At 32.1% G+C, this 26308-nt stretch carries 29 protein-coding genes; 25 read left to right on the top strand and 4 right to left on the bottom strand.

Annotated elements, in window-relative coordinates; all coding sequences use genetic code 11:
* Window positions 1-87: 87 nt before the first annotated feature.
* From EXD82_RS04105 to yedE, 3 genes are read right to left on the bottom strand one after another with little or no spacing between them, the layout of a single operon-like run.
* Window positions 88-327, bottom strand: coding sequence for a DUF3343 domain-containing protein (locus EXD82_RS04105; RefSeq protein WP_142535642.1), 240 nt, complete (start codon window positions 325-327; stop codon window positions 88-90).
* Entirely contained in the window at window positions 327-536 is a 210-nt protein-coding gene (locus EXD82_RS04100) for a sulfurtransferase TusA family protein (RefSeq protein WP_142535641.1), read from the bottom strand. The genes EXD82_RS04105 and EXD82_RS04100 overlap by 1 nt, the downstream gene beginning before the upstream one ends.
* 32 nt (window positions 537-568) lie before the next feature.
* Window positions 569-1636 carry a YedE family putative selenium transporter gene (yedE, locus tag EXD82_RS04095; RefSeq protein ID WP_142535640.1) on the bottom strand — a complete coding sequence of 356 codons (1068 nt, stop codon included), beginning with the start codon at window positions 1634-1636 and terminating at the stop codon, window positions 569-571.
* A gap of 237 nt (window positions 1637-1873) precedes the next feature.
* Here yedE and EXD82_RS04090 point away from each other — a divergent pair, with 237 nt between their 5' ends.
* The 8 genes from EXD82_RS04090 (at window position 1874) to EXD82_RS04055 (ending at window position 11461) form a co-directional block, all read left to right on the top strand.
* Window positions 1874-3028 carry an aminotransferase class V-fold PLP-dependent enzyme gene (locus EXD82_RS04090; RefSeq protein WP_142535639.1) on the top strand — a complete coding sequence of 385 codons (1155 nt, stop codon included), beginning with the start codon at window positions 1874-1876 and terminating at the stop codon, window positions 3026-3028.
* 256 nt (window positions 3029-3284) lie between these two features.
* A complete protein-coding gene (locus EXD82_RS04085; RefSeq protein ID WP_142535638.1) occupies window positions 3285-3497 on the top strand; it encodes a FeoA family protein in 213 nt (70 codons plus the stop codon).
* A 90-nt stretch (window positions 3498-3587) separates the two neighbouring features.
* Window positions 3588-5588 (top strand): ferrous iron transport protein B, encoded by a 2001-nt coding sequence (gene feoB / locus EXD82_RS04080; protein ID WP_142535637.1) that lies wholly within the window; start codon window positions 3588-3590, stop codon window positions 5586-5588.
* Between the two features lie 26 nt (window positions 5589-5614).
* Window positions 5615-5818, top strand: a complete 204-nt coding sequence (locus EXD82_RS04075; protein WP_142535636.1) for a FeoB-associated Cys-rich membrane protein — start codon at window positions 5615-5617, stop codon at window positions 5816-5818.
* Window positions 5819-6030: 212 nt separating this feature from the next.
* Window positions 6031-7455, top strand: coding sequence for a cell wall-binding repeat-containing protein (locus EXD82_RS04070; protein WP_246082006.1), 1425 nt, complete (start codon window positions 6031-6033; stop codon window positions 7453-7455).
* 230 nt (window positions 7456-7685) lie between these two features.
* Complete coding sequence (locus EXD82_RS04065) at window positions 7686-8840, top strand: double-cubane-cluster-containing anaerobic reductase (RefSeq protein WP_142535635.1); 1155 nt, start codon at window positions 7686-7688, stop codon at window positions 8838-8840.
* A gap of 186 nt (window positions 8841-9026) precedes the next feature.
* The gene (locus EXD82_RS04060; RefSeq protein WP_142535634.1) at window positions 9027-10217 is read left to right on the top strand and encodes a MalY/PatB family protein; all 1191 of its coding nucleotides are present in this window, start codon (window positions 9027-9029) and stop codon (window positions 10215-10217) included.
* A gap of 5 nt (window positions 10218-10222) precedes the next feature.
* On the top strand, window positions 10223-11461 hold the full coding sequence (locus EXD82_RS04055) for an MFS transporter (protein WP_142535633.1): 1239 nt from the start codon (window positions 10223-10225) through the stop codon (window positions 11459-11461).
* Window positions 11462-11520: 59 nt separating this feature from the next.
* Here the strand turns inward: EXD82_RS04055 and msrB are convergent, their stop codons facing one another.
* Entirely contained in the window at window positions 11521-12477 is a 957-nt protein-coding gene (gene msrB / locus EXD82_RS04050) for a peptide-methionine (R)-S-oxide reductase MsrB (protein ID WP_142535632.1), read from the bottom strand.
* Between the two features lie 164 nt (window positions 12478-12641).
* On the opposite strand from msrB, the gene EXD82_RS04045 reads away from it, so the two are divergent.
* The 17 genes from EXD82_RS04045 to EXD82_RS03970 all read left to right on the top strand — a co-directional run bounded on the left by EXD82_RS04045 (window position 12642) and on the right by EXD82_RS03970 (window position 26192).
* Entirely contained in the window at window positions 12642-13859 is a 1218-nt protein-coding gene (locus EXD82_RS04045) for an XRE family transcriptional regulator (RefSeq protein WP_142535631.1), read from the top strand.
* A 23-nt stretch (window positions 13860-13882) separates the two neighbouring features.
* The gene (locus tag EXD82_RS04040; RefSeq protein ID WP_142535630.1) at window positions 13883-15091 is read left to right on the top strand and encodes an alanyl-tRNA editing protein; all 1209 of its coding nucleotides are present in this window, start codon (window positions 13883-13885) and stop codon (window positions 15089-15091) included.
* A 21-nt stretch (window positions 15092-15112) separates the two neighbouring features.
* A complete protein-coding gene (locus tag EXD82_RS04035; protein WP_142535629.1) occupies window positions 15113-15427 on the top strand; it encodes a hypothetical protein in 315 nt (104 codons plus the stop codon).
* Between the two features lie 159 nt (window positions 15428-15586).
* Window positions 15587-15748: a hypothetical protein gene (locus EXD82_RS10285; protein WP_174919152.1), complete on the top strand. Its 162-nt coding sequence runs from the start codon at window positions 15587-15589 to the stop codon at window positions 15746-15748.
* A 133-nt stretch (window positions 15749-15881) separates the two neighbouring features.
* A complete protein-coding gene (locus EXD82_RS04030) occupies window positions 15882-17273 on the top strand; it encodes a VanW family protein (RefSeq protein WP_142535628.1) in 1392 nt (463 codons plus the stop codon).
* A gap of 109 nt (window positions 17274-17382) precedes the next feature.
* Entirely contained in the window at window positions 17383-18402 is a 1020-nt protein-coding gene (locus tag EXD82_RS04025; protein ID WP_142535627.1) for a protein kinase domain-containing protein, read from the top strand.
* A gap of 196 nt (window positions 18403-18598) precedes the next feature.
* Complete coding sequence (gene rpsB / locus EXD82_RS04020; protein ID WP_142535626.1) at window positions 18599-19348, top strand: 30S ribosomal protein S2; 750 nt, start codon at window positions 18599-18601, stop codon at window positions 19346-19348.
* An 83-nt stretch (window positions 19349-19431) separates the two neighbouring features.
* Window positions 19432-20340, top strand: coding sequence for a translation elongation factor Ts (gene tsf, locus EXD82_RS04015; protein WP_142535625.1), 909 nt, complete (start codon window positions 19432-19434; stop codon window positions 20338-20340).
* Window positions 20341-20430: 90 nt separating this feature from the next.
* Window positions 20431-21135, top strand: a complete 705-nt coding sequence (gene pyrH, locus EXD82_RS04010) for a UMP kinase (protein ID WP_142535624.1) — start codon at window positions 20431-20433, stop codon at window positions 21133-21135.
* Window positions 21136-21172: 37 nt separating this feature from the next.
* Window positions 21173-21730: a ribosome recycling factor gene (gene frr, locus EXD82_RS04005; RefSeq protein WP_142535623.1), complete on the top strand. Its 558-nt coding sequence runs from the start codon at window positions 21173-21175 to the stop codon at window positions 21728-21730.
* Window positions 21731-21734: 4 nt separating this feature from the next.
* Window positions 21735-21938 (top strand): hypothetical protein, encoded by a 204-nt coding sequence (locus EXD82_RS04000; RefSeq protein WP_142535622.1) that lies wholly within the window; start codon window positions 21735-21737, stop codon window positions 21936-21938.
* 15 nt (window positions 21939-21953) lie between these two features.
* Complete coding sequence (locus EXD82_RS03995; protein WP_142535621.1) at window positions 21954-22688, top strand: isoprenyl transferase; 735 nt, start codon at window positions 21954-21956, stop codon at window positions 22686-22688.
* A 9-nt stretch (window positions 22689-22697) separates the two neighbouring features.
* Window positions 22698-23477, top strand: a complete 780-nt coding sequence (locus EXD82_RS03990) for a phosphatidate cytidylyltransferase (protein ID WP_142535620.1) — start codon at window positions 22698-22700, stop codon at window positions 23475-23477.
* 178 nt (window positions 23478-23655) lie between these two features.
* Window positions 23656-24027: a GntR family transcriptional regulator gene (locus tag EXD82_RS03985; RefSeq protein WP_142535619.1), complete on the top strand. Its 372-nt coding sequence runs from the start codon at window positions 23656-23658 to the stop codon at window positions 24025-24027.
* An 18-nt stretch (window positions 24028-24045) separates the two neighbouring features.
* On the top strand, window positions 24046-24897 hold the full coding sequence (locus tag EXD82_RS03980; RefSeq protein WP_142535618.1) for an ABC transporter ATP-binding protein: 852 nt from the start codon (window positions 24046-24048) through the stop codon (window positions 24895-24897).
* Window positions 24894-25544 carry an ABC-2 transporter permease gene (locus tag EXD82_RS03975; protein WP_142535617.1) on the top strand — a complete coding sequence of 217 codons (651 nt, stop codon included), beginning with the start codon at window positions 24894-24896 and terminating at the stop codon, window positions 25542-25544. The genes EXD82_RS03980 and EXD82_RS03975 overlap by 4 nt, the downstream gene beginning before the upstream one ends.
* 15 nt (window positions 25545-25559) lie before the next feature.
* The gene (locus EXD82_RS03970; protein ID WP_174919151.1) at window positions 25560-26192 is read left to right on the top strand and encodes an ABC-2 transporter permease; all 633 of its coding nucleotides are present in this window, start codon (window positions 25560-25562) and stop codon (window positions 26190-26192) included.
* Window positions 26193-26308 lie beyond the last annotated feature (116 nt).

The raw sequence follows: 26308 nt of genomic DNA, 5'->3' as shown, positions 1-26308 counted from the left end.
TAGAAGGTGATTTTTTATTATATTTTTTCAAAAAAATAAGGGCTATCGCACTAATAAAATATTAATGCGACAGCCCCTTTTTGCCCTTTAGTCATCATAATCTTCAAGAAGGATATATTCATTATTCTCTATACGGTATATCTTTTCTATATCTTCTGTATAAAGTTCTGAATAATCACCATCATATGAAAATTTAACCCCAACACCACAGTTTGAACTTAATTTTCTTGGGACAGGTCCACTTTCATTTTCTATATTTAATTTTGTACATTTTCTTGAAAATTTTATAGCACCGGAATGTGTAAAAAAAGTCGAATAATAAATCATTATTTTGATGCGGTGATAAGGAATTCACCATCCCCCAGTTCTTTTAGGTTGACATTGTATCCTGAATTTTTTATAAACTTCTGTACGTTGTTGCAGGCAGTCATATTGTCTACCATTACCTCAACACCTTCAGGATGATTTTTAAGTCCTTTTTTTGTAAGAAGTACCGGCTGTGGGCAAGAAAGTCCTCTGGCATCTATTTTTGTCAATTAAAACATCTCCTTAATAATAGATTTTTAAATTACTGTGTCTGTGAATCTGAAGTTTCAGATTTGCATCCAAGATAAGATATAACAGCAAGTATTACAAGACATACAACTACTGCAACCATACCATTTGGAGTAGGTCCTTCAGCTGAAGATGCAAATTTAAGGTTATGGCAGAATGCAGCTCCTACAAAAAGACCAAGTATTGTAACTGCAGAATCGACATTACCTTCTCCTGAAAGAACAAGCTGTCTCATAGGGCATCCACCAAGAAGTATAGATCCCCATCCACATACAGCCATTCCAAGGAAATTCCATAATCCATCTGTATGAGCTACAGGCTGATCAGCAAACCCTGGAACAAACTGTCCAGTAACGATATTTGCTATAAGAGCTCCTACAAGCATAGCGATAAATCCACTTACAAGATAAAAATCTTTGAAAAGGAAAGCGTCTCTTATACCGCCGGCCATACATAGTCTTGTTCTCTGACAGATTGCACCTGCGATAAGCCCAACAGCAAGTGAAAAGAATATTGGAGCATGCATAGAACCAGGTCCTTCTGTTGAGAATATAAGAAGTGATGAGTTTACTGCAAGAAGAACAAATAATACAACAGAAATTATAGGCATTATATAGCCTTCCATTCTTGTCTGTTTGTAGTTTCTTTTAAGTGTAAATCCTCTGTTAAGGAAGAATATACCTGCAAATATTCCAGACGCAAAACCTAAAAGTCCAAGTATAGCATTGAAATCTCCACCTGCAAGTCTAAGAACCATTCTTGTTGGACATCCAAGGAACATAAGAGCTCCTATCATTACTATAAATCCAAGACAGAATCTGATAAGAGGAGAAGATCCACCTCTTGATGCAAATTCTTTATTTGCAACAGATAATATAAATGCTCCAAGTATGAATCCAAGTATTTCAGGTCTCACATACTGAACAATTGGAGCTTGATGAAGTCCAAGGGCACCCGCTGTGTCTCTTATAAAACATGCAACACAGATCCCCATATTTTTAGGGTTGCCGAGAAGTACAGATATAACAGCAAGTATACCTATTACGGCACCACCGATGATAATGTTTCTTTTTTCCTTCATTTCAGAAACCTCCTAAATAATTATATAGTTATAAAAGTGCTGAAATATGTTTCAACTAGATGATAACACAATGAACGAAATAAAAAACATTTTTTAAAAAGAATTTAAAACTACTATTAATATTATAAAGCATATAGGAAAAATCTATCGATTAAAATGAAGGGATAATCGTATATCAAAACATATAGTATATAAATTCTGATATAATAAATATATAAAATATATGGAGGTCGGGCTATGAAAAGAGTGTATTTTGATAATGGTGCAACATCCTATCCAAAAGCTCCTGGGGTAGGAGATGCGGTAAAAGATTATATAGAAAATGTCGGGGGAAATATAAACAGAGGAGTATATCGGACGGCAGTAAGTGCTGAAAATACTGTATTTGAAACCAGAGAACTAATATCGGAAATGTTTGGGTATGGTGATTATCCTGAAAATGTGGTGTTTACAAAAAACATAACTGAATCACTGAACACAGTAATAAAAGGTCTTTTAAAATCTGGAGATAGAGTAATTGTTTCATCTATGGAGCACAATGCAGTTATGAGACCATTAAATTCAATGAAAAATTATGGCGTTGATTTTATCAGGATAAAGTGTAATGAAAATGGTGAACTCGATATAGCTGAATTTGAAAAAGAACTGTCAAATAATAACGTAAAGGCAGTTATAATGACCGCGGCATCAAACGTGTGTGGAACTATTATGCCGATTGAGGAAATCGGGAAATTATGCCGTAAATACAAAGCAATATTTGTTTTAGATGCTGCACAGGCAGCTGGTGTAATAAATCTTGATATGGAAAAAATGAATATAGATATATTATGTTTTACAGGTCATAAAAGTCTTCTTGGGCCTCAGGGAACAGGTGGATTTTTAATAAGAAAAGAAATTGTAGAGAAAGTTGATTCATTTATAGAAGGTGGAACAGGAAGTCTTTCTGATACAGAAATACAACCTTCATACATGCCGGATAAATATGAAAGCGGTACAATGAACATACCAGGAATATTCGGACTTAATGCTTCTCTGAAATATATACTTGATACAGGTATAGATAATATACACAAAAGAGAGATGGAACTTACAGAAAGATTTATAAAAAAAGTCAAAGAGATAGATGGAATCAGAATAATAGGTAAAAAAGATACAGAGAATAGAACATCTGTAGTATCTATTGATTTTGAAAATATGGACAATGGTATAGTAAGTCATACTCTTGATAAGGAATACGGTATTGCAACAAGATCGGGAATGCACTGTGCACCATCTGCTCATAAAACACTTGATACTTTCCCTAGGGGAACTGTAAGATTCAGTTTTGGATATTTTAACACTGAAGAAGAAATAGACTATGCTGTTGAAGCGATAAAAAATATTATAAAATAATTTAAATTGTTGTAATAAAGATTGAAACTGTACAGAAACTACGATTTAAGCAGTATTTGTACAGTTTTTATTTTTAAAAGATATTTGTATAAAGTAGTAATACTGAAAACTATAAAGAATAATTCATTATAGTAAAAGATAAGAATATTTAATAAATAATAATATATTTTCATTGACAATGATTATTATTTATGATAACATTTGAAATGAGTTAGCGATGACTGACTATAATATTTAAAAATGGGAGGAAGCAATTATGAATTTAACGAATGCTCAGCTGGAAAAAGAATATATCATAAAGGATATATGTACTGATGATGAGGAACTTAATGCATTCCTGTTCTCATTGGGATGTTATAGTGGAGAGAAAATAACAGTAGTTTCTCATTTCAGAAAAAGCTATGTTATATCGATAAAAGATGGAAGATACAATATAGATAAAAATCTTGCAGAGGCAATACTGATATAAAATTTATTACATTATAAAAATACTATTTATATATATTATAGTTGTTGCAGCTGATTCGACGTGTGTGATACTGAGAAGGAGGGAAAAAAGATGAGGATTGCTTTAGCAGGAAATCCAAACAGTGGTAAAACCACAATGTATAACTTATTAACTGGTAAGAATGAACATGTAGGAAACTGGGCGGGGGTAACCGTAGACAAAAGAGAAAGTGCATTTAAAAGAATATACAGTAAAGGTAGAGAAGATGTTATAGCGGTAGACCTTCCAGGTGCATATTCAATGTCTCCGTTTACATCAGAGGAAAGTATAACAAGCGGATATGTAAAACACGAAAATCCGGATGTTATAATAAATATTGTAGATGCTACAAATCTTAGTCGTAGCCTATTCTTTACAACTCAGCTTCTTGAACTTGGTGTACCAGTTGTAGTAGCTCTTAATAAAACTGACCTTACAGACAAAAAAGAAACAGAAATAGATATAAATCTTTTATCAGAAAAACTAGGATGCCCGGTAGTTGCAACTATATCAACAACTGAAAAAGGTATATCTGAAGTTGCTTCAAAAGCAATAGAAATATGTGGAAAAGGTCAGAAGGCTCCTTATCATCAGGGAGATATAAATCTTCATGATAAGCACGAAGTTGAATCAGCGGATAGAAAAAGATTTGATTTTGTAAATAAAATAGTGAATGAAGTTGAAACACGTAAAATATTCACAAAAGATAGAAACATACAGGACAAGATAGACTCAGTACTTGCAAATAGATTTCTTGGAATACCTATATTTGCAATTGTAATGTGGGCAGTATTTGATATATCTCAATCAAAGCTTGGACCATATCTTGGGGATACTCTTACGGGATGGATAGAATCATTTCAGGAATATGTATCTGGAATGCTTTCAGGAACATCTCCATTTCTTAAAGCTCTTTTAGTGGACGGTATAATAGGCGGAGTTGGAGCTGTTGTCGGATTCCTTCCACTTGTAATGGTTATGTATTTCCTTATAGCACTTCTTGAAGACTGCGGATATATGGCGCGTGTAAGTGTTGTTATGGATCCGATATTCAAAAGAGTTGGTCTTTCGGGAAAATCAATAATACCAATGGTTATAGGTACAGGATGTGCTATTCCGGGGGTGATGGCATGTCGTACTATACGCAATGAGAGAGAAAGAAGAACAACAGCTATGCTTACGCCGTTTATGCCGTGTGGAGCAAAGCTTCCGGTAATAGCATTATTTGCAGGAGCATTTTTCAGTGATGCTTCATGGGTTGGAACACTTATGTACTTTGTAGGAATTATTCTTATAGTTTTAAGTTCTATGCTTATACTTAAAATAACAGGACATAAATACAGAAAATCATTCTTTATAATGGAACTTCCAGAATACAAAATACCAAGTATCAAAAGAGCTGTTATATCAATGCTTTCAAGAGCAAAGGCATATATAGTTAAAGCAGGTACAATAATACTTGTATGTAATGCGGTTGTTCAGATAATGCAGTCTTTCAACTGGCAGCTTCAGCTTGTAGAAGAGGGAATGGAAAGCACATCAATACTTGCATCTATAGCATCTCCGTTTGCCGTACTTCTTATACCACTTGGATTTGGTGCATGGCAGCTTGCAGCAGCAGCCATAACAGGATTTATAGCAAAGGAAAATGTCGTTGGAACACTTGCGGTAGTATATGGATTTACTAGATTTATAGGTGAAGAAAATGCGCTTATAGGTGGAGCAAATGAGGTATCGACAGCAATGGGATTAACTTCAGTAGCTGCACTTGCATATCTGATGTTTAACCTGTATACACCACCTTGTTTTGCGGCGATAGGTGCTATGAACTCTGAAATAAAAGATAAGAAATGGCTATTCGGAGGAATAGGTCTTCAATTTGCATCAGGATACGTTGTAGCATTCCTTGTATACCAGATAGGAACACTTATAACAACAGGTACAGTTGGACAGGGATTTGTACCTGGAATAATAGTGATAGCTGTACTTGTACTGATTGCATATAAACTTATAAAAAATGCCGATAGAAAAATAGATGAAGAATATTCGCTTAATAATAAAACAGTTGCATAATAAAAAATAAGAAAGGGGCTGATGTTTTGAACAATATAATATTGAGTATTATAATACTTGTTATTATTGGAACTGCGATTTTATATATAATAAAGGCAAGAAAGAGCGGTGTAAAATGTATAGGATGCCCTGCTTCTAAATCATGTGCATCTAACAAAAGACACATGAATAATGAGATAGATCTTAATAAATATAATTGTAATTGTGGTTGTAATTATGATAAAAAGTAGATGTTTTACAAAAAGATTACAAAAAAGTTACAAAAATTATTATGTCAACCTTGAAAAAGTAACAATTTAGTGATAAAATAATCTGGAAAGACTATAAGAGTAAGATATACTTTTATAGTCTTTTTAGTTTTGATTATTATTTTGTAATGAAAAGTGAAAATATATTATGAGAAGATGAAGCTATTTTTCAATAAATAACAGGAGGCGTAATAGTGAAAATATATAAGAAAATTTTTTCGACAGCTATGACTATAGCAGCTGTATCAGGATGTATAGTTCCTGTATCTGCTGCACAGGAGGAAATAATACAGGGAAAAGATATATATGAAACAGCCGGAATGATAGCTGATAGACAGAGCTATGATACAGCAATATTAGTAAATCTTGAAAATTATATAGCAGATGGACTTTCTGCAAGTGGACTTGCCGGAGCATCTAATGCAGTAATACTACCTGTAAAAAAAGATTCCATACCAACAGAAACACTTGATAGAGTAAAAAATCTTAAAAAAGTATATATAATAGGAGAAGAGCTTGCGGTATCAAATTCTGTTGAAAGTAAACTAAAAGGTATGGGAATATCTGTTGAGAGATTGGGTGGAAAAAATAGATATGAAACAAGCTATACAGTTGCGAAAGAAATATCAGAGATAAAAGATGTAACATCAGTAGCTCTTACTAATGGATACAATGGAGAACCGGACAGTATAAGTATAGCATCTGTTGCTGCAAGAGATGGAATGCCTGTAATACTTACAAATGGGAAAAATGTACCATTTTCAACATCTGGAGTAAAAACATATGCAATAGGCGGAACTTCAGTAATATCTGAAAGTCTTATAAGCAGTACAAATGCTGAAAGACTTGGAGGAAAAAACAGATACGAAACAAATACAAAGATAATAAATAAATTCTATAGTGGAGTGAAAAACTTCTATGTTGCAGATGGATTTGATCTTACAAATGGTCTTATAGGTTGTACTATATCAAAAAATGTTCCGTTGGTACTTGTGTCAAAGGGATCTGATAAATCAATACTTTCAGGAGCCCAGAAAATTGGGAAAATAGGAAATCTGAGTACTTCCATATATGAGGAGTGTCTAAGACAGGATGGAGCAGATTCAGTAACAACTTCAACAGAATCATTTAATATACTATCTACACCTACATCTACATATGAACAGTGTGTAAAATGGGCTGAAAATAAAAATGCATCTGATTTATTTATGGAAATACTTCCGATACTTTACAATACAGCAGTTGAAAATGGAGTAGATCCAACGCTTGTAGTAGCTCAGTGTGCAAAAGAAACAGGCTACTGTAAATTTGGAGGTGTACTGGATGCATCTTTCAAAAATACGTGTGGTCTAAAAACTCCATCAGGTGGAGGAGATTATGATCAGAATGCACATACAAGATTTGACTCATGGGAAGACGGTGCTCTTGCACAGGTTCAGCATCTCGCACTTTATGCCGGAAAAGAAGGATACCCATTAAGTAATCCAAAAGACCCAAGACATTTTGCAAGCCTTTTTGGAAAATGTAAAACAGTAAAATCACTTTCAAACAACTGGGCTGGAGCTAATTATGGAGAAGACCTTGAAAGAATGATGAATGAAATAATAAATACAAAATAAGTATTGTTTAAAGACAGGGTGTCGTATTGGCATCCTGTTTTTATATCTAAAAATAGCTATAATGTAACATAAAGTATATAGAAAATATATAGCATTATAGAAAAAAACTATAATTATATACACAATATTAGATTTAAACTATAGAATAAAAACGTTATATTCGCCTAAAATATCATTTTTTAATATATAATTGTATTTGGTATTAATAAATGATAAGGAGTGTTGTGATTATGGAAAATATAGGACTTCCTGCTCAGTTTGAAAACTGGAGTGAAGCTAGAAGAAATGGATTTCTTGCAATAAAGAAACTTAAAGATGAAGGAAGAAAGGTTGTAGGGGTATACTGTACTTTCTCTCCTGTTGAGATAATACTTGCTGCAGGAGCAATATCAGTAGGTCTTTGTGGAATAAGTGAAGAGCCAATACCAGAAGCAGAAAAAATACTTCCAAGAAACCTTTGTCCAATGGTTAAATCAAGTTATGGTCATGCAATAACTGATACATGTCCATACTTCTATTTCAGTGACATAGTTGTTGCAGAAACTACATGCGATGGTAAAAAGAAAATGTATGAGCAGATGGCAAAAGTAAAACCTACTCATATAATGCATCTGCCAAATATAGCTACTGGAGAGATGTCTCTTAAACTATGGGCAGAGGAAATAAAAAGACTTAAAGAACGTCTTGAAGAATTCTACAATATAACAATAACAGAAGATGATATAAGAGCTGCAATAAAGGACAAAAATGAAGAAAGAGCACTACTTATGGAATACTTCAGACTTGGAGAACTTAATCCACCTCCAATGACAGGATCAGAAATACACAGTGTTCTTTATCAGACTCAGTTTAAATTTGACAGACCAAAAATGAAAGCTGATTTAAGAAAACTTATAGATGATATAAAAGAAGAATACAATTCAAAAGAGCAGAAAAAGACAGATAGACCAAGAATACTTATAACAGGTTCTCCAATAGCTGGAGCAATAAGTAAAATAGCACCTGCAATAGAAGAAGCCGGTGGAGACATAGTTGTATATGAAAACTGTGGAGGACCAAGATCAAATAGATATCTTGTTGACGAATCAAATCCAAATGTATATGAAGCAATAGCTGAAGCATATCTAAAAATAGGATGTTCATGTATGATGAACAACGACAGAAGAATAAAACTTCTTGATGAACTTATAGATGATTTCAAAGTTGATGGAGTAATAGACATATCTCTTACTGCATGCCATACATTTACAGTTGAAAGTGCAAGAATAAAAGATTTTGTAACTAAGGAAAAAGGATTACCATTCCTTTCTCTTGAAACTGATTACTCACAGTCTGACAGTGAACAGCTTAAAACAAGATTTGAAGCATTTATAGAAATGATATAGTATAACCCTGTGTATTTAGGACATATTATCAGTTTGATAATATGTCCTTTTATTTTAAAGATTATATTATAAAATAAATACATTCAAAATATTAACAAAATTAAAAAAAGATATTATAATATATATGGAAATATCATTGCAGACAGTAATTATATTAACCGTTCTGTGGATTTGGAGGTATAAAAAATGGGGAAATATGATTTTGACAAAGTAGTTGACAGAAGAAATACAAACTGTACAAAATGGGATAATCTTGATAAGACTTTCCCAAAAGCAAGAAAAGATTCAATACCAATGTGGATTGCGGATATGGATTTTGAAATAGCAAAACCTATCATTGATTCTGTACATATGGTTGCAGATAGAAAAATATATGGTTATAGTACAAGAGAGACAGACAGATATTTTGATGCTGTTACAGGATGGTACAAAAGAAGATTCGGATGGGATATAGAAAGAGAATCTCTAATGTTCAGTTCCGGAGTTGTTCCAGCTCTTGCAGTACTTATAAGAATACTTACAGATGAAAATGACGGTATAATAATCCAGAGGCCGGTATATCATCCTTTTACAAATAAAATAGTGCAGAACAACAGAAGAGTTGTAAATAATTCACTTATATATAAAGATGGAAAATATGAAATGAATTTTGATGATCTTGAAGAAAAAGCAAAAGATCCTTCAAACAAACTTATGATACTTTGTTCTCCACACAATCCTGTAGGAAGAGTATGGACAGAGGAAGAACTGAAAAAAGTAGTTGATATATGCAAAAGAAATAATGTGTTTATAATAGCTGATGAGATACATAATGATCTTGTGAGAAACAAAAGAAAACATATAAATCTTCAGAACCTTTGTCCTGAATATAAAGAAAAAATAGTTACATGCCTTGCTCCAAGTAAAACTTTCAATCTTGCAGGTATGCAGCTTTCTAATATAGTTATAAATACTCCTGAGCTTAGAAAAGCATGGCTTGAAGAAGTTGAAAGAAGTGGAGCTCAGCACAATCCGAATCCGTTTGCAATAGAGGCTATAATAGCAGCATATAATGAATGTGAAGATTGGCTTGATGAATTGAATAATTATATTGATGAAAATGCGGCATATATAAAAACATTCATCGAAAATAATTTACCTAAAGTAAAAATGGCTCCTATTGAGGGAACTTATCTGGTATGGCTTGATTTTAATGAATATGGATTATCTTCAGAAGAACTTGAAAGAATAATGCTTGAAGAAGCGGGACTTATATTTGATGAAGGTACAATGTTTGGAGAAGAAGGAAGTGGATTTGAAAGAATAAATATTGCATGTAGAAGAGAACTTGTTGAAGAATGCATGAATAGAATAAAAAAAGTATTTGAGGAAAGATAAATCAAATGGATGCATTGAAAAGTATAAAAATATTAAATAGAAATATGAAAATGTTTCTTGTTATAAATTTTATAGAATGTTTTTCAATGGGTGTATTCATGACTTTTGCAGGTATACAACTTAAAGAAATCGGATATGGAGAACATTTTGTTGGATATATACTTTCAATAAATACTCTTACAACAGCCGCGGGTTCAGTATTTAGTGCGTACATATTGGAAAGAATAGGAAGAAAAAACAGTTTTATACTTGGTTTCTTTTGTATAGCTGTTGGAAGTATAGGTATAACTATGGTTAAAATGAAATTTTTAGTAATAATTATGTCAGTTCTCGTAGGGTTTGGACTTAGTGTCAGATCTACAGCAGAAGGAATGTTTATTACGGAAAATACTGCACCTGAAGAAAGGGTATCAGTCTTTTCTTTAAATTTTGCAATATATAATCTAGGATATGTTGTTGCAACTTTTCTTGGAGGGATAATATCATATGTTGTAGCTGAATATATAAATCCTGATATATCTATACAATCGGTATTTATAGTATCGACAGCACTTTCATTTATGGCTCTTATACCTATATATTTTATGAAGGAACCGGAAAATCATGTTCCTAGAAGCTTAAGTGGATGTATAAGTGCATATAAGCATATATTGAATACAAAAGTAATAAAATTTATGATATTTTATTGCATTGTAGGTGTTGGAGCAGGACTTGTAGTTCCATTTTTCAGTATATATCTGAAATACAGTATCGGTATAGGGGACGCGGCCGTTGGGTCTATACTGTCGTTTTCTCAATTTGGATGTATAATAGGCAGTATCGCAATTCCATTTCTTGTTTCTAAATTAGGAAGAGCAAGAACAGTTATAGTATGTCAGCTGATATCCATACCATTTCTGTTATCAATAATGTTTCCTCAGGGAATGATTCTGCTTGCAGTTTCATTTTTTATGAGGAATGGACTTATGAATATGGCAACACCGGTTATACAAAATCTTTCCATGGAACTTGTATCAGAAGATGAAAGAACAAATCTCAGCAGTGTAGTATCTCTTGCATCTAATATAAGTAGAGCAATCGGGATTACGATAGGAGGATTTCTGATGGAGAGTATATCTTACAATGCACCGTATTTCTTTACAGTTGTACTATATGTGACAGGATCGCTTATATTTGCAAAGATATACAAAGATGATTTAAAAAATACAAAAGGAAAAATAAACTTCATAAAAAAATACAATTAAATTTAGCTACTGCAAAACAGATAATAAATCTGTGCTGCAGTAGCTTTTGTTTTATGAAATTATTTGTTGAAAAGATATAAGTATTCTCCGTATCCTTCTTTTTCCATATCTTCAACAGGTATAAATCTAAGAGATGCAGAATTTATACAATATCTGAGTCCACCAAGTTCTTCTGGACCGTCGTCAAAAACATGTCCAAGATGAGAATTTGATTTAAGACTTCTAACTTCTGTCCTGATCATACCCATAGAAAAATCAGATCTTTCAAGAATAGAATTTTTATTTACAGGCTTTGAAAAAGAAGGCCATCCACATCCTGAATCAAATTTGTCAGTTGAAGAGAAAAGAACTTCCCCACCAACGATATCCACATAGATACCAGCTTTTTCGTTATTATAGTATTTATTGTCAAATGGACATTCTGTCATATCATTCTGTGTAACCTCAAATTGTATGTCAGAAAGTATATTTTTGAGATGTTTTCTTTTAGGATTTGAACCATCCCAGAAGGCCTTTACAAAATTATATCTTCCTGAATTTTTATAATAGATATTATAATGAGCAGATTGCTTTTTGTGATAGTTCTGGTGATTTTCTTCAGCAGGATAAAACTCTGAAAGCGGAAGTACAGATACCACTATAGAGTCTTCAAATATATTTTCTGATTCAAGTTTAGCTATGAATTTTTCTGCAGTCTCTTTTTGAGAATTATCTTCAAAAAATATGGCAGGTCTATATTGAGGACCTCTATCTACAAACTGGCCACCATCATCAGTAGGATTTATCTGTTTAAAAAATATATCAAGTATATCCTCATATTTTATAAAGGTATCGTCAAATGTTATTTCAACCGCCTCATAATGTCCTCCTATTCCAGAACATACATCTTTATAAGTTGGGTTAGTTGTAGTACCCCCTGTGTATCCAGTTTTTATATCTATAATACCATCAAAGTTTTCAAATGGCTTCACAAGACACCAGAAGCATCCGCCTGCAAGTACAGCTTTTTTTATCATAATAAACACGTTCCCTTCGTTTTAGATTTTCTATTTGAATATGATATTAATATTCCCAGATATTTATAGTCCAAAACATATAAAAATACTGATTGATTGTATCAATATATATAAAAATGATATAATGATTTATCAGTAATAAATATTTTAGGAAGGAAACTGTGATGAAACTAAATGAATTTAAAGGCAGCAGACTCAGAGCTGCCAGAAATTATAGAGGTATGAGTCCTGATGCTCTTGCATCCAAATCAGGAATAAATAAAAAAGATATACAGGCATTTGAAGAGGAAAAATATTTCCCAACTCTTGAAAATTCAATGCTTTTAGCTGGGACACTTGAATTTCCAAGAGAGTTTTTCTATACATCGGATATATATAATGTAGGTATTGAATGGATACATTTTGATTCTAAATCAAAATCGCCTAAAAATATAGAAATATCAAATAGAGAAAAGCTTGTAATGATAAATAGAATATATAATTTTATGAGAAAATATCTTATGTTACCGGATAAGAGTATAAACTTCAAAGATATGGGTGAAGTTACAGATATTGAAAAAATTGCAGAGTGGATCAGAGAAAAAACTGATGTAGATGATAGACCTATATTGGATATGACCGGATTTATGGAAAAAGAGGGATTTGTAATTACAGATATGAATGTGTTTGAAAAATATGCAACACCTATATCTCAGAAACAGATTTCGAAAACATATGATATTTATGGACAGGAAAAAGAATCTAAAAAAACAGTTTTTTTCATATCTCTTGGCGGTGATGGCAATATTGCATCAGAGAGAAATATGAGTCTTGCCGGAGAACTTGGAGCTGTAGCTGCAAATGAACTTGGAATATCCATGAAAAATTTTGATACAAGCGAATTTGCAATGGCATTTCTTCTTCCGGAAAACATGATGAGAGACAGACTGAAAAATTCAAATGAAATAGATGAATATCTGAGTATAGCTTCAGAATGGATTGTACCTGTATATGCAGTAGTTACAAGAGCCTTTTCACTTGGGATTATATCGTATAGAAAATATATATTCCTTATGGAAGAAATTGAAAAAAGAAAATGGTCTGAAAAAGATCCTGTATCTGTAATAATAGCTAGACCACCTTATATTTTAAGAGAAGGGATGAATATGCTTTTAAAAGAAGTTTTTACTCCGGAAACTATTATAGAGGCGCTGGAGTCTGATAATATATATATTTATCCAAACGAAATAGAAAAAATAATGGGACTTGATCCAGGAAAGCTGGGTTCTTCGAAGTCTAAAGTTGTAAATATAAATAAATTTAGAGATAAGCAAATGAATAAAACTTCTGAAAAAAATAAAAGAAAATCTGAAAAGAAAAATAAAAAAGGAAAGAGAAAGTAGCATATTTATAAGGAGTGATATATTTGGAAAAACTTTATTATACTGATAAATACTGTAAAAATTTCAGAGCGAAAGTTATGGATATAAAAAATGATGGCGAAAGGTATTATATAGAGTTAGACAAAACGGCATTCTTCCCGGGTGGAGGTGGACAGTTCTGCGATACCGGATATGTAGGAAAAGCGTATGTATCCGATATGATGGAAAAAGATGGAAAAGTTATCCATATAACTGAGAGTATACCTGAAATAGACAATGATGGATATGTAGATTGCAGTATAGAATGGGATAAAAGATTAGATGGTATGCAGCAGCACCTGGGACAACATGTTTTATCAGGATGTTTTTATACTTTATTTGGGAAAAATACATGTGGCTTTCATCTTGGAAGAGAAATAAGCACGGTAGATATAGAAGGTAGTGTAGATGAAGAACAGATTATAAAAGTTGAATCTATGGCAAATGATATAATATCTGATAACATAGAAGTAGAAGTATATACTCCATCAAAGGATGAACTAAAAAATACATGGACAAGAAGAAAGCTTCCGGATACCGATTCCGAAATAAGGATAGTAAAAATCGGAGAATTGGATACCAATGCCTGCTGTGGATGTCATCCTGATTATACTTCAGAGCTTAGGATGATAAAAATTAAAAGAGTTGAAAAACATAAAGGAAATAGCAGAATAGAATTTCTTGCAGGCAAAAGAGCAGTAAACTATTCATTAGAAAGAGATAGAGTTATGTCAGATGTATGTAGACATCTAAGCTGCAGTGAAGAAAATCTCAAAGGATGTGTTGATAATCTTGAATTTAGAATAAAGGAACTATCTGAAAAACGAAAAAATCTTGAAGATAAATTAATGGTATACAGAATAAAGGAATTAAATGATAAAATAGAGAATATAAATGGTATAGATGTAATAAGTAATATCTTTATAGGGGAAGAAATAGAGTATGTTTCCAGAATAGCAAAGGAGATATTGACATCTGAAAATATTATTATTTTATTTGCGTGTATAAACGAGGATAAAGTAAATGTTATCTTTTCTCGTTCTGATATAAAAAATGATATAAATATCTCAGAAGTACTGAAAAAAGTAATGCCGATAGTAGATGGAAAAGGTGGCGGAAATAATAAAATGGCCCAGGGAGGCGGAATTAATTCAGAAAATGCAGAAAAGATGCTTGAAAAAGCAAAGACAATAATAGAAGAAATGCTTTATTAAGTTAAAAGGAAGGTGTGGCAAATGGAAAATCTGACAACTATGATGTATGTATTTCTTGGGATTGATATATTCTCAATAGCAGTTCTGCTTCTTATGAAAAAAGTGGGTTCAAACAAATTTGTATATAATGCAATAGGTGTTTATATGTTTGTTGTATGTATACTTCTGTTCATGGCAACTCCTACAGAAAAATTTGTGCTTAAAGTACTTTCAGGGGTTCTTTTTATACCTGGTATAGTTGCTACTATGAACAGAGAGAAAAACTTTGAGCTTGGAAGAATACTTATGATAGTTACAATTGTACTGGGAACAGCAGGACTTTTTTTACTTGGATAGGATATATTTTTAGAGCAGGTGTAAACCTGCTTTTTTTATTTATGCAGAATTAAAAAAATAGTTATTTATAACAAAAATCAAAGTAAACTTCTTGAAATCGAACATATGTATGGTATAATAATTACAAAAGAACAAATGTTCTAGGAGGAGTGATGTATTATGATGTCTAGAGATAGAAGTATAAAAGATATAACTTTTGCGAATATTGAACATGGTGATGTAACCTTGATAGAACTTGATGAAATATATAGAAAACTTGGTTTTTATTTTGAAGTAGGGGAAGGTAAATTCAGAAGAATAAAAAAAGAAAGAAAGAATTAACCCCAGAATTAGCGATAATAAACAACCTCTGAGATATGGCAAAAAAAATACAAGTGTGATAAAATATAATGACATGATTATAAAACTGCCGTTTAAAGCTTAATATGCAATAAAAGAGGTGAGAGATATATACATGGGTGCAAATAATGACAGAAAAAATAAGATGACTTCAAAGTCAGATAAGTCATCTACATCAAAATTAAAAGAGAAAAAATCGGAATCCATGTCTGTAAAAGACAATATTGATAGAAGAAGAAAAAAGAGAATTTCACGTAAAAAGAAAAAAGAAATGAGAAGGAAAAAGATCATTGCATCTGTTATAGCTGTTCTTGCAGTGATAACACTAATAATACTGATATTCAACAGTATATTTGTATATAATGGAAAAATCGCAAATAATATATATATACAAGGCGTAAATGTATCAGGTATGAGCAGAGATGATGCAATTGAAGAATTGAATAAGAAGTTTAAAGTTGATAATATAACTTTTTCTTATGGAGAAAAAAAATATACAGTGAAATCTGAGGCGGTTGATCTTAAGTATAATATAGAGGATGTAGTAAATGAAGCTTACGACTATACAAGAGAGGGAAGCTATTATACGGATCTTTATCGTTATTTTTCACTTAATAACAAAACTCTGAAAAAGGAAATCTCTGTTGTTTACAACGAGGGAAAAATGAGAGATGAGATAGAAAAAATAGCTAAAGGTATAGATAAAGAACCTGTAGATGCTACTATTTCGATAGACGGTAGTATAAAGACAACAAAATCATCGGATGGTAGAAAGGTCAATATTGATGATACCATTATGCTTTTGAAAAAAAGTATAGATAACAAGAAAAAGGAAACTATCCCATTAAAAGTAGAGGAGTTGAAGGCTGAAGTACAGACTTCTGATGTCGAAAAAATAGATACTGTTTTGGGAGAATATAAAACTTCATTCGAATCATCTAATGAACAAAGATCATATAATGTAAAAAAATCAGCAGGTGTTACAGATAAAATACTTTTAATGCCAGGAGAAACTTTTTCATACAATAGCCTTACAGGTAAAACAAACTTTGAAAATGGATATCAGGAGGCTCCGGTTATAGTAAACGGAGAACTGAAGCCGTCTGCCGGTGGAGGTGTTTGCCAGACATCATCGACAATATTTAATGCAGCGATGTATGCAGGAATGGATATAGTTTCTGTTACAAATCATTCATCTACTCTTACATATGTGCCAAAAGGAAGAGATGCAACTGTAAATGATTCAGGACTTGATTTTAAATTTAAAAATGATTATGAAAATCCGGTATACCTAAGAAACTATATAGAAGGAAAAACATTAAGAACAGTTATATATGGCGCAAAATCAGACAAGAAAAATATAGAAATAAAAGTAGAAGAAACTGATGAAGATAAAAATGATGGAAAAATATCATTTAAAACATATAGAATATATAAAGATTCCAACGGAAAAGAAATAAAAAGAGAATATATTTCTGGGGGAGAATATAAACCTATAAAAAAATAATCAGACTTAATAGAACAGGTAAGGAATATTTAAATTGTAAAATATATTCCGAAAATACCTGTTCTTTTGTTATAATAAGGGTATAGTATTTTTATAGGTGGGATTAAAAATGATAGGGAACAGATATATATTGGATGCTCGGGAAGAATCTATAGATGAGAATAGATTGTATCAGGCTAGAGATGTACTTGAAGAAGAAAAAGTTTTTTTGAAAATTATAAATGCCAACAGGTATATAAAGAAAGATTTCATAGAGAATCTGATCGATATATCAACTACAGTAAATGATCTTGGAAACAGATATATTTTAAAACTTAAAAATATAGGGATTCATTATAAAGATAATGGAGAATATTGTTATTATATGGCTTATGAGTATATAGATGGTGTTGAGCTTTCAGAACTTATAGCAGGCAATTATCTTCATCCTGAAGCGATAATGAATATATCAGTTGAAATATTAAAGGCACTTGAAAGTATACACTCTATAGACTGTGGAATGCATGGTATGTATGATTTTGGTTATCATGGTTCTTTAAAAATGAATGATATAATAGTAGATAAAAATTATAATGTAAAAATAGCTGATTTTGGTATTACAGCTGCTAACAGAGGTGAAAATATAAGAGCAAAAGGTAATTATCAATATATGTCTGCACCGCAGATATGCATTAATTATACCGATAAAGAAAGCGACCTTTTTGCCTTTGGAATAATACTTTATGAGATGATTTTCAAAAGAAGACCTTTTGGAACAGCAAAAAATGAAAAAGATATGCTTTCGAGAATTGACAGAGGGCCGGATTATAGAAATATAAAAGTACAAAAGAGTTATGAAAAACTTGTAGAGATAGATAAAAGGCTTCTCAGCAGAAAAAATAAGTTCAAAGACTGTAAAGAAGCTATCGTGGAGCTTACAGGAGTTCTTTATCAGAATACAGTAGAAACTGAAAGAATTGAGGTTCCTGAAAATACAAGCATAATAGATTTGAGACTTATAGAAAATGAAAATAAACTGATAAAAGAAGAGCAGTTAAGACAAATGAATAGAAAAATAGGAGTTATAAAGAGAAGTGCAGCTGCAATGATAATAGTAGCAGCTATATTATTGGCTGTTGGAATGTACTAAATGCAATAAATATTTATATATATACTTATTAAAATAATTTAAAAAATATATTGAAACAGTATATCTGTTATGATATAATCGTATAGGTGAAAAAATGAATAATCACACACAGAAACGCGATCCTTAAAAGGTGCCTAAAGGGTTTTTTAGGGAGATGACCGTTCTGGAGGAAAACAAAAACCAAGGAGGACAAAAAATGTCAGTAATATCAATGAAACAGTTATTAGAAGCTGGTGTACACTTCGGACATCAGACAAGAAGATGGAACCCTAAAATGGGTAAATATATATTCACAGAGAGAAATGGAATATATATAATAGACCTACAGAAAACAGTTAAGAAAGTAGAAGAAGCTTACAACTTTGTTAAAGAAGTTTCTGAAACTGGAAAACCAATACTTTTCGTAGGAACTAAAAAACAGGCTCAGGAAGCTATAAAAGAAGAAGCTGAAAGATGTGGAATGTTCTATGTTAACGAAAGATGGTTAGGTGGTATGTTAACAAACTACAAAACTATCAAAACTAGAATAAACAAATTAAGAGAATTAGAAAAAATGGAAGAAGACGGAACTTTCGATGTACTTCCAAAGAAAGAAGTTATAAAATTAAGAGCTGAAAAAGAAAAACTTGAGAAAAACCTAGGCGGAATAAAAGAAATGCCTGAACTACCAGCTGCTATGTTCGTAGTTGACCCAAGAAAAGAAAACATAGCTATACAGGAAGCTCACAGATTAGGTATACCAGTAGTTGGTATAGTTGATACAAACTGTGATCCAGAAGAATTAGACTTCCCAATACCAGGAAACGATGACGCTATAAGAGCTGTTAAATTAATAACTGGTGCTATGGCTACTGCTGTTATAGAAGGAAGACAGGGTGCTGAAGAAGCAGTTGTTGAAGAAACAGAAGAAGCTGTTGAAGAAGTAGAAGTATCAGAAGAAAACTAATACTAAAAATTGAATGGTAAGGGATTCCCTTACCATTTATAATATCAAATGCAATAATTAGTAAAAATTAGGAGGAACAAAAAATGGCTATAACTGCTGCAATGGTAAAAGAGTTAAGAGAATCTACAGGTGCAGGTATGATGGACTGCAAAAAAGCTTTAACAGAAGCTGACGGAGATATGGCTAAAGCTGTAGATATATTAAGAGAAAAAGGTTTAGCAAAAGCTGCTAAGAAAGCTGACAGAATAGCTGCAGAAGGTCTTGTTGCTATAGAAATGAATGCTGACAATACAGCTGCTGCATTAGTAGAAGTAAACTCAGAAACAGACTTCGTTGCTAAAAACGACGATTTCAAAGATTTCGTTAAATTAGTTTCTACAATGGCATTAAACACTGAAAAAACTACTGTAGAAGAATTATTAGCAGAAACTGCTGAAGGTGGAGAAGACTTACAGACAGTATTAAACAACAAAGTTGCTAAAATAGGTGAAAAACTTGACTTCAGAAGATTCGTTAAAGTAAACACTAACGGACAGTTAGCAGGATATATACACGGAGCTGGTAAAATAGCAGTTTTAGTAGAAATGGAAACTGAAGGAAGAGACGAAAGAATACTTACATTAGGTAAAGATGTTGCAATGCAGGTTGCAGCTATGAACCCTAAATATGTTTCAAGAGATGATGTTGACGCTGAATACATAGCTCATGAAACAGAAGTATTAACTCAGCAGGCATTAAACGAAGGAAAACCAGCTAACATAGTTGAAAAAATGGTTAAAGGTAGATTAGAAAAAGAATTAAAAGAAGTTTGTCTATTAGAACAGCCTTTCGTTAAAGACCCAGACTTCACAGTTAAGAAATTAGTTGAAAAAGTAGCTAAAGAAGTTGGAACTGAAATAAAAGTTGTAAACGTTGTTAGATTCGAAGTTGGAGAAGGTATAGAGAAGAAAAACGAAAACTTTGCTGAAGAAGTTGCAAAACAGATGCAGTAATTTTTTATAAAAACCAAGAAGAGAACACGTAAGTGTTCTCTTTTTTCAAAAACAGAAGAAACAGAGTAATTATTTTGGGGGGCAAATAAAATGGATAAACCAGTATACAAAAGAGTACTATTAAAACTAAGCGGTGAAGCCTTAGCAGGAGAACAGCAGCGCGGAATAAACAACGACATAGTAAACCAGATAGCAGTAGCTATAAAGGAAATAAATGAACTTGGAGTTGAAGTTGCAGTTGTTGTTGGTGGAGGCAACTTCTGGAGAGGTAGAACAAGCGAAGGAATGGACAGAACTACAGCAGACTATATAGGAATGCTTGCGACTGTAATGAATGCGATGGCACTTCAGGATGCGCTTGAGAATATAGACGTAGCTACAAGAGTTCAGACTGGTATAGAAATGAGACAGGTTGCTGAGCCTTATATAAGAAGAAGAGCTGTAAGACACCTTGAAAAAGGAAGAGTCGTAATATTTGGTGCAGGAACAGGTAACCCATACTTCTCAACAGATACTGCAGCAGCACTTAGAGCACTTGAAATGGAAGCTGAGGTAATACTTCTTGCTAAAAATGTAGATGCAGTATATGACAAAGATCCAAAAGTACACCCTGACGCTCAGAAATTTGAAAAACTTAGCTACATGGATGTTATACGGAAAGAACTAAAGGTAATGGATTCAACTGCAACATCTTTATGTAAAGATAATAACATTCCAATAAAGGTATTTGAGCTATCAACAGAGAATATTATAAATGCGGTTAAAGGTGCCAGATTAGGTACAACAGTAGAATAATAAATTTATTACAATCGAAAAGACGGGAGGCGTAATTATGAGATTAGATGTACACGATCAGTTAGAAAAGAAAATGGACGGGACAATAGATGCCTTAAAATTTGAATTCGGAACAATAAGAGCAGGAAGAGCAAATGCAGCTATGCTTGATAAAGTAAGAGTTGACTATTATGGAACAATGACTCCAATAAACCAGATGGCAGCTATATCAGTTCCAGAACCAAGAACTCTTATGATAACTCCATGGGATAAATCATCTATGCATGAAATAGAAAAAGCCATAGCAAATTCAGATGTAGGACTTACTCCATCAAATGATGGTACAGTTATAAGACTTTCAGTTCCTGCACTTACTGAAGAAAGAAGAAAAGAACTTGCAAAAAAAGCAAGTAAAGCAGCAGAAGATTTCAAAGTAAGAATAAGAAATGAAAGAAGAGAAGCAAACGACAAGCTTAAGAAAATGGAAAAAGCTGGAGAACTTACAGAAGACGAATTAAAAGGAGCTACTGACGAAGTTCAAAAAATAACAGACAAATACATAAAAGAAATAGATGCATTATTAGCTGTAAAAGAAAAAGATATAATGGAGGTATAATATTTTGAATAAATATTATAGTCTTCTTGGACTTCATATAGATGATGTGAAATGCTATTTTGATAATGAAAAAATAGAGTACAGCATAAATTTTATTGAAGGAAAAAAAGATAGAGATAAACTTATCATTCCCAGAGTGATAAAAATATCCGAAAAAGGCGATAGTGTAGAAATTACTGCAACATACTTTTCTGACTCCTTAATCTAAGGAGTCAGAATTAATATGGAGGAAAAAATGAAATACGATATAAATATGGAAAAAATGCCTGCTCACATCGCTATAATAATGGATGGTAATGGAAGATGGGCTAAAGCCAGATTTCTACCTAGAACAGCAGGACATAAAGCAGGTGTGGAAACAATAAGAAAAATTGTAAAGGAAGCTAATAGACTTGGAATAAAATATCTGACTCTTTATGCTTTCTCTACAGAAAACTGGAAAAGACCAAAGCTTGAAGTAGATGCACTTATGAATCTTCTTGTAACATATCTTAGAGGAGAGGTATCAGAACTTGATAAAAACAATGTAAAAATCAATGTTGTAGGTGACTATAAAAAACTTCCTGAGGCATGTGTAAATGAACTTGAAAAAGCGATGAATATAACAGGAGATAATACTGGTGTAAATCTAAATCTTGCTCTTAATTATGGTGGAAGAAATGATATAAAAAATGCAGTTGTAGAAATAGCGGCAATGTGCAGAGATGGAAAACTTAATCCTGAAGATATAACTGAAGATATAATCAAAAATCATCTTAGTACAGCGGAAATACCGGATCCGGATCTTGTTATAAGAACAAGTGGGGAACAAAGACTTAGTAACTTCCTTTTATGGGATGTTGCATATTCAGAGTTTTACTACACAGATATTCATTGGCCGGATTTTGATGAGGAAGAGCTTCAGAAAGCTGTCTACTCATATCAGAATAGGGATAGAAGATTTGGTGGAGTAAAATAGGAGATTAATATGAAAACCAGAATAATATCAGGAATAATACTTCTTCCGCTTTTACTTCTTCTTGTAATAGGTGGAACACCTCTGTATGTAGCTGAGATAATAATGATTTCAATAGCAATGCATGAATTTTATTATGCTTTTGAAGCAAAGGATATAAAACCGATATATCTACTTGGTTATATATTTGCAGCATATCTTGGAGTTAAACATATTCTAGGATTGCCGACTGCAGCCATATATATAATGACATATGTGCTATTTGTAGTGGCAATTATATATATGCTCTCAGGTAAAAAAAATATAATAGATGTCTCTGTAACATTTTCGGGATTTTTCTATGTAGGAATATTCTTTGACTGTGTTATAGCAACAAAGAATGGGCTTGCAAATGGAGATATATACGTATGGCTTATATTTATAATAGCATTTGCAACTGATATATTTGCATATTTTTCAGGGTATTTCTTTGGAAAACATAAGCTTATACCTTCAGTGAGTCCCAAAAAGACAATTGAGGGAAGTATAGGTGGTATACTTGGAAGTACTGTAGGATGTATGATATTTGGACATTTTTTCGGACTTGATATTGTACACATGCTTGTTATAGGTCTTACAGGAAGTGTAATAGCTCAGTTCGGGGATCTGTTTGCATCATCAATAAAAAGATATGTAGGTATAAAAGATTATGGAAAACTTATACCAGGGCATGGTGGAGTGCTTGACAGATTTGACAGTGTTATACTTGTTGCGCCATTTGTCTATAATGCAATAAAGTTATTTGGAATGTAAAATTAAATATAGAATAGATATTGCGTATTCTACATCTGATGTAGGTACGCAATTTTTTTATGAAGTTTTATATGCAGAATGGAAGAATATAAAATTATTTTTATATAACAGTATATAACAGTTGACAACAGTTCAATACTGTTATATACTGTTTGTATAAAGAAGGAGAGGTGATGAGATGAATATAATAATAAATAATTCATCTATGATACCTATATATGAGCAGATAGTAGAGAGAATAAAACTGCTTATAAGAAATGGAGAACTCAAAGAAAATGACGCACTTCCATCAGTGAGAAGTTTATCAAAAGAATTGAGGATAAGTGCACTTACAGTAAAAAAAGCATATGATACACTGGAATCCGAGGGATTCACTGTGACTATACATGGAAAAGGAACATATGTCGCTGCAACAAATAAGGAACTAATATTTGAGGAGCAGAGAAAAGAAATAGAGTCTGACCTTGAAAAAATAATTCAGAAGGGAAGACGATATGATATAAGTAATGAAGATTTGAGGGCAATGTTTGAACTTATTCTTGAGGGATAAAAGTCTGGAGGGATAATTATGATAAGAACAGAAAATCTTAAAAAAGTATACGGGAAATTTGAACTAGACTGTACTATGAGTGTAAAACCTGGATATATAACAGGTCTAATAGGAAAGAACGGTTCAGGAAAGACAACTTTATTTAAGTCAATTCTAGGGCTTATATCTGTAGACGGGGGAAAGGCTGAAATTCTAGGAAAAGATATAAGAAAAATAGGGGAAAATGAAAAACAGAAAATCGGAGTTGCCTTATCTGATTCCGGATTCAGCGGATATCTTACAATAAAAGATATGATAATAGTTTTCAGACATCTGTATAAGGAGTTTGATGAAAAAGAATTTGTATATCAGGTGAATAGATTTTCGCTTCCTATGAATAAAAAAATAAAGGATTTTTCAACAGGAATGAAGGCAAGGCTTAAGGTTATAGCGGCTATGTCGCACAATGCGGATATCCTTATTCTTGACGAGCCTACAGCGGGACTTGATGTTATTGCAAGAGATGAGATAATAGATCTTCTTAGAGACTATATGGAAAAAGATGAAAATAGATCAATTCTTATAAGTTCACATATATCAGGAGATATAGAAAATCTATGTGATGACATATATATGATAGATGATGGGAAAATAATTGTTCATGAGGATACAGATGTACTTTTAAGCGATTATGGAATACTTAAAGTAGATAGTAGTATGTTTGAAAACATAGAAAAAGATTATATTCTTAGATATATAAAAGAAGGATATGGATACAGATGTCTAACAGACCAGAAAATATACTACAAGGAAAATTATCCTGATGTAATTATAGAAAATGCTGGTATAGATGATCTTATGACAATGATGATTAGAGGTGAAAAACTATGATCAAAGGATTATTTATAAAGGATTTAAGATTAATGATGGTACAGAGGTCATTTTTTCTACTTATTGTATTGATGGGACTTTTTATAGGGGTATTTACAGAAAATGTATCCTTTATAATAGGATATCTTACATTCGCAGGGGGAATATTCACTGTAACAACAATGAGTTATGATGAATTTGATAATGGAAACGCATATCTATTTACACTTCCTATTACCAGAAAGGGTTATGTTGTTGAAAAATATATATTTGGTATGACTATAGGTATAACATCGTGGATAATCGCCATGATTATGAGCATAACTATATATATGATAAAGGGTGGAAGTATTTTCAATGAGATTGTAATGTCCGGATTATCAGTTATACCGGCTATGATTTTTATCGTATCAGTTATGATTCCTATACAACTTAAATTTGGCGGAGAAAGAGGAAGAGTAGCGGTTCTTGCACTTCTTGGAGCAATGATGGCAATAGGAATAAGTATAGTAAATATACTTACAAATAGTGGAGTCTCAATCAGTTCAATAAATATATCTGATATAGGTATGAATATGGCAATACTATTATTTACAATTATATCATTTATAATAATGGGTATATCATACATAATAAGCGTTGGTGTAATAAAGAGAAAAGAATTTTAAATGAAGGTGGATCAGATGAAGAATATGCTGAAGGGATTATTTATAAAGGATTTGAAATTTATGAAACTACAGATACCTATTTTAATAATATCAATTGTATGTGCGGTATTTATAGGTGGTACTACCTTTGTAATCCCATATATGACTATATTTTCGGCAATAATAGGACTTTCATCAATCAACTATGATGAGTTTGATAATGGTTATGCATATCTGCTTTCACTTCCTATAACAAGAGAAAAGTATATATTTGAAAAATATCTGTTTTCTTTGTCAATAGGGTTGGCAGGATGGATATTATCTATATTGATTGTTTTATTAAGAGGAGAAATTTTATCTGAAAATGATATGCTGCAATTAATTGATACAGGATGTATATATATTACAATACTATTTGTAATTATCTCAGTTATGATTCCTGTCGAAATAAAATTCGGTAAAGAAAATAAAATTATAAGTATAATTCTTGCAAGTGTTATAGGAGCTCTTATAGGTTTTGTAGTATTTGCAGGCGGTGAATATCCCGGAGGCATATTGCCTGATATGGGAATAGTTGCTACTATAGCAATAAGAGTTTTTAGTATATGTATTATGTTTGCTATATCATATAGGATATCTGTATCTATTATAAAGAAAAAAGATTTCTAGAAAAAATTGAGTAGTTATATAAAAAGGCGGATTTAAATTCCGCCCTTTTTATTTATAAAAGTAACAGCATTGAAACCTCAATATACGAAAAAATTCACTATAAACACCAGAATTAG

This window comes from Peptacetobacter hominis (assembly GCF_006861675.1).
Taxonomy (GTDB): Bacteria; Bacillota; Clostridia; order Peptostreptococcales; family Peptostreptococcaceae; genus Peptacetobacter; species Peptacetobacter hominis.
The sequence above is the reverse complement of the archived record's forward strand: the minus strand, read 5'-3'. Positions and strand labels throughout refer to the sequence as shown.

Excerpts from the sequence above, each read along its gene's own strand:
- EXD82_RS04090 (WP_142535639.1), top strand. The coding sequence starts at position 1,874 with ATGAAAAGAGTGTATTTTGATAATGGTGCAACATCCTATCCAAAAGCT.
- EXD82_RS04035 (WP_142535629.1), top strand. The coding sequence starts at position 15,113 with ATGGAAAATCTGACAACTATGATGTATGTATTTCTTGGGATTGATATA.
- EXD82_RS04030 (WP_142535628.1), top strand. The coding sequence starts at position 15,882 with ATGGGTGCAAATAATGACAGAAAAAATAAGATGACTTCAAAGTCAGAT.
- EXD82_RS04085 (WP_142535638.1), top strand. The coding sequence starts at position 3,285 with ATGAATTTAACGAATGCTCAGCTGGAAAAAGAATATATCATAAAGGAT.
- EXD82_RS04025 (WP_142535627.1), top strand. The coding sequence starts at position 17,383 with ATGATAGGGAACAGATATATATTGGATGCTCGGGAAGAATCTATAGAT.
- EXD82_RS04105 (WP_142535642.1), bottom strand. The coding sequence starts at position 327 with ATGATTTATTATTCGACTTTTTTTACACATTCCGGTGCTATAAAATTT.
- EXD82_RS03975 (WP_142535617.1), top strand. The coding sequence starts at position 24,894 with ATGATCAAAGGATTATTTATAAAGGATTTAAGATTAATGATGGTACAG.
- EXD82_RS03970 (WP_174919151.1), top strand. The coding sequence starts at position 25,560 with ATGAAGAATATGCTGAAGGGATTATTTATAAAGGATTTGAAATTTATG.
- EXD82_RS03990 (WP_142535620.1), top strand. The coding sequence starts at position 22,698 with ATGAAAACCAGAATAATATCAGGAATAATACTTCTTCCGCTTTTACTT.
- feoB (WP_142535637.1), top strand. The coding sequence starts at position 3,588 with ATGAGGATTGCTTTAGCAGGAAATCCAAACAGTGGTAAAACCACAATG.
- EXD82_RS03985 (WP_142535619.1), top strand. The coding sequence starts at position 23,656 with ATGAATATAATAATAAATAATTCATCTATGATACCTATATATGAGCAG.
- EXD82_RS03980 (WP_142535618.1), top strand. The coding sequence starts at position 24,046 with ATGATAAGAACAGAAAATCTTAAAAAAGTATACGGGAAATTTGAACTA.
- yedE (WP_142535640.1), bottom strand. The coding sequence starts at position 1,636 with ATGAAGGAAAAAAGAAACATTATCATCGGTGGTGCCGTAATAGGTATA.
- msrB (WP_142535632.1), bottom strand. The coding sequence starts at position 12,477 with ATGATAAAAAAAGCTGTACTTGCAGGCGGATGCTTCTGGTGTCTTGTG.
- EXD82_RS04045 (WP_142535631.1), top strand. The coding sequence starts at position 12,642 with ATGAAACTAAATGAATTTAAAGGCAGCAGACTCAGAGCTGCCAGAAAT.
- EXD82_RS04060 (WP_142535634.1), top strand. The coding sequence starts at position 9,027 with ATGGGGAAATATGATTTTGACAAAGTAGTTGACAGAAGAAATACAAAC.
- pyrH (WP_142535624.1), top strand. The coding sequence starts at position 20,431 with ATGGATAAACCAGTATACAAAAGAGTACTATTAAAACTAAGCGGTGAA.
- EXD82_RS10285 (WP_174919152.1), top strand. The coding sequence starts at position 15,587 with ATGATGTCTAGAGATAGAAGTATAAAAGATATAACTTTTGCGAATATT.
- EXD82_RS03995 (WP_142535621.1), top strand. The coding sequence starts at position 21,954 with ATGGAGGAAAAAATGAAATACGATATAAATATGGAAAAAATGCCTGCT.
- EXD82_RS04065 (WP_142535635.1), top strand. The coding sequence starts at position 7,686 with ATGGAAAATATAGGACTTCCTGCTCAGTTTGAAAACTGGAGTGAAGCT.
- EXD82_RS04055 (WP_142535633.1), top strand. The coding sequence starts at position 10,223 with ATGGATGCATTGAAAAGTATAAAAATATTAAATAGAAATATGAAAATG.
- rpsB (WP_142535626.1), top strand. The coding sequence starts at position 18,599 with ATGTCAGTAATATCAATGAAACAGTTATTAGAAGCTGGTGTACACTTC.
- frr (WP_142535623.1), top strand. The coding sequence starts at position 21,173 with ATGAGATTAGATGTACACGATCAGTTAGAAAAGAAAATGGACGGGACA.
- tsf (WP_142535625.1), top strand. The coding sequence starts at position 19,432 with ATGGCTATAACTGCTGCAATGGTAAAAGAGTTAAGAGAATCTACAGGT.